The organism is Parvibaculum sp., assembly GCF_045863935.1.
GTDB lineage: Bacteria > Pseudomonadota > Alphaproteobacteria > Parvibaculales > Parvibaculaceae > Parvibaculum.
This window is the reverse complement of sequence record NZ_BTVP01000025.1, coordinates 44,116-56,663: the sequence shown is the minus strand read 5'-3', so window position 1 is coordinate 56,663 and position 12,548 is coordinate 44,116. Positions and strand designations below refer to the sequence as shown.

The 12,548-nt window shown below is 63.5% G+C and carries 11 protein-coding genes; 5 read left to right on the top strand and 6 right to left on the bottom strand.

Annotation, left to right across the window (positions count from 1 at the left end; genetic code table 11):
* The 4 genes from ACKUUH_RS11730 to ACKUUH_RS11715 form a co-directional block, all read left to right on the top strand.
* Positions 1-2,444: glutamate synthase-related protein (locus ACKUUH_RS11730; RefSeq protein WP_407950103.1), on the top strand; the 2,444-nt coding region annotated here is incomplete at its 5' end.
* Positions 2,445-2,447: 3 nt separating this feature from the next.
* Positions 2,448-3,866: a glutamate synthase subunit beta gene (locus tag ACKUUH_RS11725; protein ID WP_407950102.1), complete on the top strand. Its 1,419-nt coding sequence runs from the start codon at positions 2,448-2,450 to the stop codon at positions 3,864-3,866.
* A 145-nt stretch (positions 3,867-4,011) separates the two neighbouring features.
* Positions 4,012-4,746, top strand: coding sequence for an AzlC family ABC transporter permease (locus ACKUUH_RS11720; RefSeq protein WP_407950101.1), 735 nt, complete (start codon positions 4,012-4,014; stop codon positions 4,744-4,746).
* On the top strand, positions 4,743-5,072 hold the full coding sequence (locus ACKUUH_RS11715) for an AzlD domain-containing protein (protein ID WP_407950100.1): 330 nt from the start codon (positions 4,743-4,745) through the stop codon (positions 5,070-5,072). Before ACKUUH_RS11720 ends, ACKUUH_RS11715 begins: the two co-directional genes overlap by 4 nt.
* 2 nt (positions 5,073-5,074) lie before the next feature.
* On the opposite strand, the gene ACKUUH_RS11710 is transcribed toward ACKUUH_RS11715, so the two are convergent.
* From ACKUUH_RS11710 to ACKUUH_RS11685, 6 genes are all read right to left on the bottom strand, one after another.
* The gene (locus ACKUUH_RS11710; RefSeq protein ID WP_407950099.1) at positions 5,075-5,488 is read right to left on the bottom strand and encodes a hypothetical protein; all 414 of its coding nucleotides are present in this window, start codon (positions 5,486-5,488) and stop codon (positions 5,075-5,077) included.
* A gap of 6 nt (positions 5,489-5,494) precedes the next feature.
* Entirely contained in the window at positions 5,495-6,946 is a 1,452-nt protein-coding gene (locus tag ACKUUH_RS11705; RefSeq protein ID WP_407950098.1) for an MBOAT family O-acyltransferase, read from the bottom strand.
* A 130-nt stretch (positions 6,947-7,076) separates the two neighbouring features.
* The gene (locus tag ACKUUH_RS11700; RefSeq protein WP_407950097.1) at positions 7,077-8,321 is read right to left on the bottom strand and encodes a GDSL-type esterase/lipase family protein; all 1,245 of its coding nucleotides are present in this window, start codon (positions 8,319-8,321) and stop codon (positions 7,077-7,079) included.
* Positions 8,290-9,294: a DUF459 domain-containing protein gene (locus tag ACKUUH_RS11695; RefSeq protein WP_407950096.1), complete on the bottom strand. Its 1,005-nt coding sequence runs from the start codon at positions 9,292-9,294 to the stop codon at positions 8,290-8,292. The genes ACKUUH_RS11700 and ACKUUH_RS11695 overlap by 32 nt, the downstream gene beginning before the upstream one ends.
* Before the next feature lie 252 nt (positions 9,295-9,546).
* On the bottom strand, positions 9,547-11,004 hold the full coding sequence (locus tag ACKUUH_RS11690) for a VWA domain-containing protein (protein WP_407950095.1): 1,458 nt from the start codon (positions 11,002-11,004) through the stop codon (positions 9,547-9,549).
* Between the two features lie 8 nt (positions 11,005-11,012).
* Positions 11,013-11,957 (bottom strand): AAA family ATPase, encoded by a 945-nt coding sequence (locus ACKUUH_RS11685; protein ID WP_407950094.1) that lies wholly within the window; start codon positions 11,955-11,957, stop codon positions 11,013-11,015.
* Between the two features lie 126 nt (positions 11,958-12,083).
* Between ACKUUH_RS11685 and ACKUUH_RS11680 the strand changes: the two genes are divergently transcribed.
* On the top strand, positions 12,084-12,539 hold the full coding sequence (locus ACKUUH_RS11680; RefSeq protein WP_407950093.1) for a type II toxin-antitoxin system RelE/ParE family toxin: 456 nt from the start codon (positions 12,084-12,086) through the stop codon (positions 12,537-12,539).
* Positions 12,540-12,548 lie beyond the last annotated feature (9 nt).

The window sequence follows — 12,548 nt, the reverse complement described above, 5'->3', positions numbered from 1 at the left end:
AGATGGGCATCTCGACCTACCAGTCCTATTGCGGCGCGCAGATTTTCGACGCCGTGGGTCTCTCCACGAGCTTCTGCGACAGCTACTTCACGGGCACCGTGTCGATGATCGAGGGTGTCGGCATTGAGGAAATCGCGCGCGAGACTTTCGAGCGTCACCGCCTCGCCTATTCCGATGCACCCGTGCTGAAGAACGCGCTCGATGTGGGCGGCGAATATGCCTTCCGCATTCGCGGCGAGGATCACGCCTGGACGTCGGACAGCGTGCGCGACCTGCAACATGCCGTGCGCGGCAACAGCCGCGACAAGTACCGGGCCTTTGCGCGCCAGATCAACGAGCAGAACGAACGTCTGCTCACGATCCGCGGCCTTTTCGACATCAAGACCGCCGAGGATGACGGCCGCAAGCCTGTGTCCCTCGACGAGGTCGAACCGGCGTCCGAAATCGTGAAGCGTTTCGCGACCGGCGCCATGTCCTTCGGCTCGATCAGCCGCGAGGCGCATACGACGCTTGCGCTCGCGATGAACCGAATTGGCGGCCGCTCGAACACTGGCGAAGGCGGCGAGGAAGCCGACCGCTTCAGGCCGCTGCCGAATGGCGACAGCATGCGTTCCGCGATCAAGCAGGTGGCGTCGGGACGCTTCGGCGTGACGACGGAGTATCTCGTCAACTCCGACATGATCCAGATCAAGATGGCGCAGGGTGCAAAGCCCGGCGAAGGCGGCCAGCTGCCCGGTCACAAGGTGGATGCAGTGATCGCCAAGGTGCGTCACTCGACGCCGGGTGTCGGCCTCATCTCGCCGCCCCCGCACCACGACATCTATTCGATCGAGGATCTGGCGCAGCTCATCTTCGACCTGAAGAACACCAACAAGAACGCGCTGATCTCCGTGAAGCTCGTCTCGGAAGTGGGCGTCGGCACGGTGGCGGCGGGCGTCTCGAAGGCGCGCGCGGACCACGTGACGATCTCCGGTTTCGAGGGCGGCACCGGCGCCTCGCCTCTCACCTCGATCAAGCATGCGGGCAGCCCCTGGGAAATCGGCCTTGCCGAAACGCACCAGACGCTTGTGATGAACCGTCTGCGCGGCCGCATCGCCGTGCAGGTCGACGGCGGGCTCCGGACGGGGCGCGACGTCATCATCGGCGCGCTTCTGGGCGCGGACGAGTTCGGCTTCGCCACGGCACCGCTCATCGCGGCCGGCTGCATCATGATGCGCAAGTGCCACCTGAACACCTGCCCTGTGGGCGTTGCAACGCAGGACCCGGAGCTTCGCAAGCGCTTCGTCGGGACGCCGGAGCATGTCATCAACTACTTCTTCTTCGTTGCCGAGGAAGTGCGCGAGCTGATGGCGATGATGGGCTATCGCACGATGAGCGAAATGACCGGCCAGATGCAGATGCTCGACAAGCGCAAGGTCGTGAAGCACTGGAAGGCGAAGGGCCTCGACTTCACGAAGCTCTTTCACAAGCCCGCCGCTCCGGAAGGCGTCGCGATCCATCATTGCGAAGCCCAGGATCACAAGATCCACGACGTCCTGGACCGCACGCTGATCGAAAAGGCGAAGGACGCAATCGAACACGGAAAGCCGGTGCAGATCGAACTGCCGATCCGCAACACGGACCGGACGACCGGCGCCATGCTTTCCGGCGAGATCGCCCGGGCGCATGGCCATGCGGGCCTCAACGACGACACGATCCACGTGAAGTTCACCGGCACGGCCGGCCAGAGCTTCGGCGCCTGGGTCGCGGCTGGTGTGACGCTCGAACTCGAAGGCGAGGCGAACGACTATGTCGGCAAGGGCCTGTCCGGCGGCCGGCTCATCGTCTATCCGCCCGCAAAGAGCGCCATCGTGCCGGAGAAGTCGATCATCGTCGGCAACACCGTGCTTTATGGTGCGATCAGCGGCGAATGCTACTTCCGCGGCGTTGCAGGCGAGCGTTTCGCCGTGCGCAACTCAGGCGCCATTGCCGTCGTCGAGGGCACCGGCGATCACGGTTGCGAATACATGACGGGCGGCATCGTCGTCGTTCTTGGCGAGACGGGCCGCAACTTCGCGGCCGGCATGTCGGGCGGCATCGCCTATGTGCTGGACGAGGACGGCATGTTCGAGCAGCGCTGCAACCTTTCGATGGTCGATCTCGAACCGGTTCAGGAAGAGCACGACCTCATGGAGCGGCATCGCCACCAGACGGGTGATCTCGAAAGCCACGGCCGGGTCGACGTGATGAGCGACATGACCCGCTTCGACGCGGAGCGGCTGCATCAGCTCATCGAGAACCATGCGCACTACACCAATTCGGCGCGTGCGCAGTACATTCTGAACAACTGGGAGGCCATGCTGCCCAAGTTCCGGAAGGTCATGCCGGTGGAATACCGCCGCGCACTTCGGGAAATGCAGCGCGCGCAGGAAACTGCGCAGGCGATGGCCGCAGCGGGAGAGTAAGTGTTGGGCAAGATCACAGGCTTTCTGGAAATCGACCGGCAGGACCGGAAGTACCTGCCGGCCGCGGACCGGATCCGCAACTATCGCGAATTCGTCATCCCGCTCACCGAAAACGCGGTGCGGGACCAGGCGGCGCGCTGCATGGATTGCGGCATCCCCTATTGTCACAATGGCTGTCCGGTGAACAACCAGATCCCGGACTGGAATGACCTCGTCTATCGTTCCGACTGGGAGGAAGCCTGCCGCAACCTCCACTCGACGAACAATTTTCCCGAGTTCACCGGCCGCATCTGCCCCGCCCCCTGCGAGGCGAGCTGCACGCTGAACCTCACCGACCAGCCCGTCACCATCAAGACGATCGAATGCACGATCGTCGATCGCGGCTGGCAGGAAGGCTGGCTCAAGCCGCAGGTGCCGGCGCAAAAGACGGGAAAGCGCATCGCAATCGTCGGTTCCGGCCCGGCCGGACTTGCCGCCGCGCAACAACTCGCGCGCCGCGGCCACGACGTGCATCTCTTCGAGAAAAACCGGAAGGCGGGCGGCCTGCTTCGCTACGGCATTCCGGACTTCAAGATGGAGAAGCATCTGATCGACCGCCGCGTCGCGCAGATGGAAGCCGAAGGCGTTACCTTCCACTACGGCGTCCAAATCGGTGTCGACAAGAAGGCGACAGAGCTCACGGCCGAGTTCGACGCGGTGATCCTCACCGGCGGATCGGAGAAGCCGCGCGACCTGCCCGTGGAAGGCCGCGAGCTTTCCGGCGTTCACTTCGCCATGGAGTTCCTGCCGCAGCAGAACCGGCGCGTGTCCGACGAACCCATCGGCCAGGTCGAACCGATCCTCGCGAACGGCAAGCATGTCGTCGTGATCGGCGGCGGCGACACGGGCTCGGACTGCATCGGCACCTCGTTCCGTCAGGGCGCTGTTTCCGTGACCCAGCTCGAAATCATGCCGGCGCCGCCCGAAAAGGAAAACAAGCTCCTCACCTGGCCCGACTGGCCGCTGAAGATGCGCACCTCATCGAGCCAGGCCGAGGGCGCCACGCGCGACTTCGCCGTGATGACGCGCCGTATCCTCGGCAAGGACGGTCACGTTACCGCCATTGAATGCGTGCGCGTGGACGACAAGATGCAGCCGGTCGAAGGATCGGAATTCGAGATCAAGGCCGATCTCGTTCTGCTCGCCATGGGCTTCGTGCATCCCGTGCATGAAGGCATGCTGAAGGAACTGGGCGTCGAACTCGACCAGCGCGGCAATGTCGCGGCCGATACGGCTACCTACACATCGAGCCTCGACAAGGTCTTTGCGGCCGGCGACATGCGGCGCGGCCAGTCGCTTGTCGTATGGGCCATCCGCGAGGGCCGCCAGGCTGCCCGCGAGGTAGACCTGTTCCTCATGGGGGAAACGAGACTTCCGCGTTAGACGCGCGCAACGATCGAACGCCAGGCCCCCGTGAAGAAATTCCCGGGGGCCTTTTTCTTGGAAACGGCGGCGGAAACGCCATGTCCGGTTCCCGCGAGACCGAAGGAGGGGCCTGTGCCATGAAGCGCCGGCCACGGAGAGAGAAATGAGCGAGACGAATGCAAGGAAGCGGCAGGACTGGATCGCCGGCATGCGCGTCATGCTGCCGCTGCTGCCGGGCGCCGTGCCTTTCGGCATGATCACCGGCGCCGTCACGGCCGACGCGCAATTCACCGCGCTGCAGGGGATCGGCCAATCCATCATCGTCTTCGCCGGTGCGGCGCAGCTTGCCTCGACGCAACTCATCGCCGACGCAGCGCCGCTTGCGGTCGTCATCCTGACCGGGCTCGTGATCAATCTGCGCTTCGCCATGTACGGCGCGTCGCTCGGCCCTCATTTCGGATCGCTTTCCACCGGAAAACGCGCGCTCATCGCCTATCTGATGACGGACCAGGCCTACGCCCTCTCCATCACGCGCTACATGTCGGATGCGGAGATGACGCCAATGGCGAAGTTCCGCTACTACATGGGCGGCGCCGCCGCGATGTGGGTCGTCTGGACAGCGGCCACGGCGGCGGGATACTTCCTCGGCAACAAGGTTCCCGCGAGCTGGTCGCTCGACTTCTTCGTGCCGCTGAGCTTCCTCGCCCTCATTGTGCCGAATATTCGCGACCGGGCGACGGCCATCGCTGCTCTCGCAGGCGGCGGCACCGCCGTTGCGGCGTATAGCCTTCCCTTCAACATCGGTCTTTTCGCTGCCGCGCTTTGCGGCATTGCCGCCGGTTATGCCGTGGAAGTTGCGGTGGGCCGGAACAGCTCCAGAAGAGGGGACGACAGATGAGCAGCTATACCTTCATCTGGATATCGATCCTCGCGATCGGCGCCGGAACTTTCGTCCTGCGCTTTGCCTTCCTTCAGCTTGCGGGACGTGTTGCGCTGCCTCATGCCGTGACGCGCGCGCTGCGCTTCCTGCCGGCCGCCGTTCTGAGCGCCATCATCCTGCCCGCCATCCTGCGCACTGCGCCCGGCACGCTCTATTTCGGGCTCGACAACCCGCGTCTCATTGCAGGCGCGATCGCCGCACTCGTGGCGTGGACGACGAGAAGCGTCATCGCAACGCTCGTCGCGGGCATGGGAAGCCTCTGGGCCCTGCAGGCGCTGCTCTAGCGCTACCCCGGATTGTCGGAAAGCGCGCCGCGCAGAAGCCGCGCGCCCTCGCGACCTCGCGCCTTCTCGTTTTCGAGGCGCGCGCGGACTTCCGGCCAGCTCATGCCGCGAAGCTCGTTCACTTCCGCACGCACTGCCTCGGCAGGCATGGTCAGGCCGCCTTCGTCCATCAGCGCATTCCATGCGGTCGAAGCCGCCACCACCCTGTCCTGCACCGGTCCCACCTCGAAACCATTGACCCAGGTGACGAGCCGTTCGCTGCTGAAGACGAACAGCAGAGCGGTAACGACGGCAAGCGCGCGAAGCAGGCGCCCGACCGCGCGGCGCGTCGCGGCGGCTTCGATCCGCTCCGCCTCGCCCACCTCGTCGGGATGTCCGCCGAGTTCTCTCTCTATTTCGCGCAGCAGGTCCAGCATGGCGCCTCAGAACTGGAAATAGATGAAGGGCGCAACGCCCTCGGGCGCAATCGCCCAGATGAGCCAGATGCCGCCGCCAAGAAGAAGCCCGAGCAACGGCGACGGAAAATGCTGCACGCCGCGCGCGAGCCAGCGCCCGAGATGCCGCGGCGTGAACTGGAAGAACATGGCGATGGCGATGAGGCCGACCATGAAAGGCGTGACGTACTGGCTGGCCTCGCCCCATCGCGCGAACCCCGCGAGATAGCTGCCTGCCGTGGCAAAGCTGTCCGCGCGGAAGAATATCCAGGCGAAGCAGACGAGATGAAACGTCCAGACGATGCCCACGAGATGCTGCGCGCCGTTACCGAGCGCGCTCATGATCCCGCCGGGCGCTGTTCCCACCGGAGCGAAAAACTCGATCTGGCGCCGCGCATAACGCTCGACTGCGAGCATCGTCCCATGAAAAGCGCCCCAGAAAACAAACGTCCAGGCCGCGCCATGCCAGATGCCGCCAAGGAACATGGTGAGGAAGAGATTGCGATAGGTCTTCGCCTCGCCATGCCTGTTGCCGCCGAGCGGCACATAGAGATAGTCGCGAAGCCATGTCGACAGCGAGATGTGCCAGCGGCGCCAGAAGTCCTGCAGACTCGACGCGCGATAGGGCTGATCGAAATTCTCCAGGAAGCGATAGCCAAGCAGCGCCGCAACACCGATGGCGATGTCGCTGTAACCGGAGAAGTCGCAATAAATCTGGATCGCATAGCCATAGACGCCGACGAGAAGGTCAAGCGCACCGACCGCCGCCGGATCGAAGAAGACGGGGTCGACAAGCTCGGTCGCAAGATAATTCGCCACCACCATCTTCTTCAGAAGGCCTGACAGGATGAGCACGACACCGACCCCGATATGCGCGCGCGTGAGGTTCGCAGGACGGTGAAGCTGCGGCAGGAAATCCGCAGCACGAACGATGGGCCCCGCGACAAGCTGCGGAAAGAATGAGATGTAGAGCATCACATTGGTGAGCGAACGCTCCGCCGGCACATGCCCGCGATAGACGTCCACGACATAGGAGATGCCCTGGAAAGTGAAGAAGGAAATGCCGACCGGCAGGATCACCTGCATGAAAGGCAGATCGCGCGCCAGACCCGCCGTCTCGAGAAGCACGGAGAGGGAGGTCAGGAAGAAGCCGTAATATTTGAAGAAGCCGAGGATCGAAAGCCCGGCAACGACAGCGACGCCGACAATGAATTTTCTGAGACCAGCCCGCTCGCTGCGCGCAAGCGCAAGGCCCGCGAGATAGTTGATCAAGGTCGAGACGAAAAGAAGCGCGAGAAAGCGCCAGTCCCACCAGCCATAGAAAAAGTAGCTGGCGCCAAGCAGCAAGAGCTTGCGGATTTCCGGCGCGTCGCGCACGGCCCAGCCGGCCGCGAACACGACAAGAAAAAAGATCCCGAACTCGATCGTCGGAAAAAGCATGCCGCCCCGATACCCGCGCGTGCATCGCCCGCGCACACGCCGCCCAAACTAGCCATCAGGGGGGCATGACGGCATTTCCTGCATCATCCCCGCTGAGGCCAAAAAGCTCAATCGCTGCCTGTCTTCATGGTTAACCGCGACCCGCCGCGCCGCACGCCGCGCCCGTTTGTCCTTGCCCCATCAACGCTGCCCATAGCGCCGCCGAGAGACGCTCCGCCCCCGCAACACGCAGATGGACCCGGTCCGCATACATGAGCGGCGGATCCGCCCGCGCCCATTCATCTGCCGCGCAGCGCCCACCCATCGCCGCACCACCATCCCAGAAGAAGGCATCACGGGCGGCGGCAAGGCTCCGCAACACTCCGCGCACACCTTCAAGCTTAGGCGGCGTCGCCCACCCCTCTCCGCAGGCCGCGCCCGTGCCCTGCCGCGCACCGTCGAAGGGCCCGAGCAAGGCAATCGAGGCATCGGGTGCGGCCATTTCGATGAGGTCGATGAAACCGGCAACGAGGCGACTGTAGCCATCGAGATCGAGACCGTTGTGGTAACCTTCATTCGTGCCGTAGCCGAGAATGACGAGGTCGGGCTTGAGCGCCGCAATCTGCTGCCGCACGACGGCGGCGTCCCAGCGCTCGGTGATCGAAGCCGTCGCCGCGACGACGCCGAAACTGTCGTAGCGAACGCCCGGTGATGCGGATGAGAAGGCGTTCCAGCCGAGAAGATGAACTGCGCCGCCGCCCGCCGGAGACAGGCGGACATCGTGCACATTGGCAGCCGGCACGCTGAGCCTTACGAGGCCCGGTGCATCTTGCCGCGTCTGCAGTTTCAGTGCCGCCGCATCGCCAAGCTTGAGCAGGAGTGCGCCTGTGTCTGGACCGCCATAGGCGTCGATCTCGATGCGCGTCAGCGGCTGTTCCGCGTGAAGCGTCAGGACGGCGCTCGTGTCGCTGCCGCTCACGCGGAAACCTTGTATGCCGAAGGGGCCGGAAGCATCGGCGGGAAGGCTCGATGCAATGTCCCAGGCGCCGCTCATGCCGACATCGAACCCGTCCGGCGCGTAATAGCGAAAGGGAACGCCGGGCATCAGACCGCGGCCCGCGTCGCCATAGGCTTCCTGCCAGCGCTTGCGCAAACCACGCGTGAAATTGTCGAGGGAAATGTGGCTATCGCCCAAGTGAAGCACGGTGAGCGGACGCGTCCGCTCTTTCGCTTCGACCTTCTCAACGGCCTCGTGAAAACGCTCGAGACCCTGCGGCACAACGCATTGAGCGGCATGGGAGATGGAAGGAACGGCGGCGATCAGGAGCGCGGCAATCGGCGCGCGGAGAAAGCCGCAGAACCGATCAGTTCGTCGCGCCGAGCCAGAGCCAGTCATCCGAACGTCCCGGCCGCCTGTCCGCCATGTCATACCGTTCAGCCTTTTCCAGCTCGCTCGCCGCATCATCGGCAACGCTCAACGTCACCGGACGGTCCGCCTGCGGTTCCGCATTGACGAGCGTGGTGCCTTCGAGATCGGCGAGTATCGCATCGGCGATACGGTCGCCCAGAAGTTCGTAGCCCGCCATGGTGAAATGTATGCCGTCTTCGGCGCGCAAGAGCCGCGTGCGCCCGAAGCGGTCCTCGCCATAGGCTGTGTAGCCGCCATCGGCGCCCGTCGCGAGGCCTTCGGTCTTCACGAAGGCAACCCCGTTCGCCACCGCTCGGTCCTCGAAGATCTCGTTGAACTGTTCCATGTCGGCGCCGAAGCGCGGGCTGCGCATGACCGGCAGTTCCATCCAGTAAATGCGTGCACCGGACGCTTTCAACGTTGCCGTGAAATCGTCCACGCGCGCACGATAGATGTCGCGCCACTCGGGGTCGAACAGCGCATGACGTTTGCCATCCTTGACGATCGGCTGACGATCGTTCGTTCCCATCACGACGACGGCGATGTCGATGCTTGCTTCCGCCGCGATTTCGCGTGCGGCTTCGTTCCAGTCGTAATAGTCCTGACGGGAAAAGCCCGTCGCGACGCGAGATTTCTTGACGACATTGAAACGATTGTCCTTACGCAGAACGTGATAGAGCCCGGCCCATGTACCGTCGCCGAGCGAGTCGCCCAACACGACGACATTGTAGCGCCGCTTCTTTTCGAGGGTGGGCGGAGGCGTTTGCGCGGGTGCGGTCACGACGGGTCCACTCACCGGATCATTCAGCGCGGCACTCTCCACGGAGGGCGGCGTGAGCCGCATGGGCTCGGCCTGCGCCGTCGCCCACCAGAGAACGGCAATCGGCAGCGCCAGCATCAATGCAAACGCAACCCGCCGCCTTTCGACGCTCTGTGAACTGACGATGGCGCGCTCCGCCATATTGCCCCCGTACCCGAAAACAAGCCCGATAACCGTCCCGTCCCGGCACAGCCGGAAGCTGCGCCAGCACCGGCGACAGCACTCGACGTGCAGCAGGCATGCCTGAATGAGGGTGCCCCGACTGCCCCGAAATGAGACAAAAAGTCTAGCGGGCCGGGGATTACTTGCCTAGGGGAGGCCCGACTGTCATCGAAATGTTATGGAAACGTCACATACGGCGCGGATTTCCCCGCCTCCGGGTAATCCCCGGAATCAGACGGCGCTGCGCAGGAGCTCGGAGACGACCCGCTCGAGGTCCTTCAGCGAGGCGCAGGTGACCGCCTTGTCGCAATAAGGGGAGAGGCGGCGCATCTCGCTGTCGCCCGAATTCCACATGGAGCGTCCCTCGGGGTTGAGCCAGATGACGCGGCGCGCCCGTGCGTGAACCAGCTTCAGAATATCCGACCGTGGATTGCCATAATTGGAGCGCGCATCGCCGAGAATAAGAACGGTGGTGCGATGGTCGATGTCGTTCATCGCCAGCGCCTCGAAATCCTCGAAGGCACGCCCATAGTCGGTCGAGCCGCCGCCGAAATCTCGCAGCACGAGCGTGAGTGCCTGTTCGAGCTTCTCGCGCTCGAAAATTTCCGTCGTCTCCCCGAGCTCGCCGGAGAAGGCGAAGCTGCGGACATTCGGCAGCACTTCCTGAAGGCTGTAGAGGAACATCAGAAGAAAGCGCGAGACCTGCGCGACCGAGCCCGACACATCGCAGATCGCCATGACCTTCGGCCGGTCGACTTTCGTCTTCTTCCAGATGGTGTGGAAGAGAAGCCCGTCGAACTCGATATTCGCGCGGATCGTCCGGCGCACGTCGAGCGTGCCGCGCCGTGCGACCTTCTTGCGCCGCGAATGAAGCGCGATGAGCCGCTTTGCCATCTTGCGCACGAGGTCGCGCATGATCCGCATGTCGGACCGGTCGACATTGGAAAGCCGCATCTGCGCGAGCACTTCCTCGCGAAGCTGGCGGCCGGAATTCGCGGTGAAGATTTCGAGCTGCTTCTCGACATAGTCGCGCACCTGACCGCGCAACTCCTCGCGGGCCTGAGCAAGGCGTTCGGCGCTTTCCTGCAGACCGGCAGTCTCGCGGCGCTCGATCTCCTCGTTGAGACCGTCGAGCCCCATGATCTCCATGATGCGGCGCGTGAACATGCCGCGCTGCGTGAAAAGGCGGATGCGGTTGAGCTTCGCCTGACGCGCGCCCTCCGCAAGCGCCATCTGAAGCTCGGCCTGGTCGCCGCGTTCGAGCAATGACGCAAGATCCATGGACGAAGCAGGCCGGTCGCCCTGCCGCTCGCCCCCCATGCCGCCCCCACCGGGCGAGGAGGAACCGCCCTCCTGCGAGGGATCGCCGCCGTCGCCGCCCTCGCCGTCGCCACCGTTCTCCTCGCTCTCCTGCTCTTCGCTCTCGCCGTTCTCGTTCGCGGCTTCCTCGACGGAAGCGGGGCGCTTCTTGAACTGCTCGAAGGAGAAATAGGTGTCGAAGGTTTCGGTGAAGGCCTGTTTCTCGTCCTCGCTCTTTGCGAGAACCTGAGAGAGTGCATCCCGCAAGGTCGCGCGATCGTCGAAGCCGACGAGATCGATCACATTGCCGGCGTCGATCGACTCCGACGTCGATACGCGAATATCGGCGGCGCGCAACGCCCTGATGAAATCGCCGAGGACTTCGCTCATCGCGCGCCCTACCCTGCCTGCGCCGCCTTCGACACGAGCGCGTTGATCTCGCCATCGACATTGTCGATGTCGTCCTGGAATTTGAGCAGCACATTCAGCGTGTTACGGACGAGATCGGCGTCGAGCTCGCGTGCATGGAGGAGCACCATCGTGCGCGCCCAGTCGATCGTCTCGCTGACCGCCGGAAGCTTCTTGAGATCAAGCTGGCGAAGCCCCTGCACGAAGGCAACGAGCTGCGTCCTGAGACGCATTTCCATCTCCGGCACGCGCGCCGCAATGATGCGCTGTTCGAGGTCCGTATCCGGGAAGGGGATGTAGAGATGCAGGCAGCGGCGCTTCAGCGCGTCGCCGATCTCGCGCGTGTTGTTCGACGTGAGAAAGACGATGGGCGTGGTGCGCGCCTTGATGGTGCCGAGTTCCGGGACGGAAATCTGGTAGTCCGACAGGAGTTCGAGCAGGAAGGCTTCAAACTCGTCGTCGGACTTGTCGATCTCGTCGATGAGGAGAACGGCGCCGCCCGGCTGCCAGAGCGCCTTGAGCAACGGGCGCGGCTCCAGAAACTCCTCGGAGAAGAAGGTGTCGTCGAAATCGTGCAACCGCGCCATGGACTCTTTCAGGCCCTGAGCGCCGGACATGAGATCGCCGAGCTTCTCCTTCAGCACCTGCGTGTAGAGAAGCTGCTTGCCGTATTTCCACTCGTAAAGCGCCTTGGCCTCGTCGAGCCCCTCATAGCACTGAAGGCGGATGAGCGGCTTGCCGACCATTTCGGCCGTGGCCTTGGCCAGCTCGGTCTTGCCAACGCCGGGAGGCCCCTCGACGAGAAGCGGCTTCTGCAGCTTTTCGGCGAGGAAGATGGAGGTGGCGATATGCGCATTGCAGATATAGCCGCGCGTTTCGAAGCCCTTGCGGATTGCTTCGATGTCGTCGATGGCGCCTTGCTTGTCGGTCGTCAAATGCCTCGAGAGGCGGCAAGCCGCCCCTTCCCTGATCTGTGATTTCGTTGGGGGGCAACCTAGCACAGGCAGGACGAGGCCGCGCCACGGCAAAGCTCTCCCGCCTGTTCGCGAACGAAGGCCGAATTGAACGCCCGTGAACCACCGAGCCTGCCAGAGCGCGGCACCGTTACGGCGTCAAAACAAACCCAATGGGCGATTTTAGTTGGACAAACTACCCCAATGGGTTACTCTCCCGACATGCTCACCGTGGCCGAGACCAGCATATTCCGGAAGCGTGCCGCAGCTTTGCTGAGCGAAGAGGAACACGACGAACTGATCGAATTCCTGGCGACGAATCCGGAGGCAGGAGACGAGATTGTCGGAACGGGCGGTGTACGAAAGGTCCGGTTCGCAGCGAGAGGCAAGGGAAAGAGCGGAGGTGTTCGCGTCATCTATTACTACTACTCAGACGATGCACCGCTTTATGCCTTGTTGATCTATGGAAAAAACGAGAAGGCGGACCTGTCCGCAGCCGACCGCAGAACCGTTGCAATACTGGCGGGCGAGATCAAGAAGGCCGCAAAGCGGAGAGACAGGTAGAGGAGTAAC

Coding starts and splice junctions, on each gene's coding strand:
- ACKUUH_RS11720 (WP_407950101.1), top strand. CDS start 4,012: ATGAGCGAGACGAATGCAAGGAAGCGGCAGGACTGGATCGCCGGCATG.
- ACKUUH_RS11715 (WP_407950100.1), top strand. CDS start 4,743: ATGAGCAGCTATACCTTCATCTGGATATCGATCCTCGCGATCGGCGCC.
- ACKUUH_RS11710 (WP_407950099.1), bottom strand. CDS start 5,488: ATGCTGGACCTGCTGCGCGAAATAGAGAGAGAACTCGGCGGACATCCC.
- ACKUUH_RS11705 (WP_407950098.1), bottom strand. CDS start 6,946: ATGCTTTTTCCGACGATCGAGTTCGGGATCTTTTTTCTTGTCGTGTTC.
- ACKUUH_RS11700 (WP_407950097.1), bottom strand. CDS start 8,321: ATGACTGGCTCTGGCTCGGCGCGACGAACTGATCGGTTCTGCGGCTTT.
- ACKUUH_RS11695 (WP_407950096.1), bottom strand. CDS start 9,294: ATGGCGGAGCGCGCCATCGTCAGTTCACAGAGCGTCGAAAGGCGGCGG.
- ACKUUH_RS11690 (WP_407950095.1), bottom strand. CDS start 11,004: ATGAGCGAAGTCCTCGGCGATTTCATCAGGGCGTTGCGCGCCGCCGAT.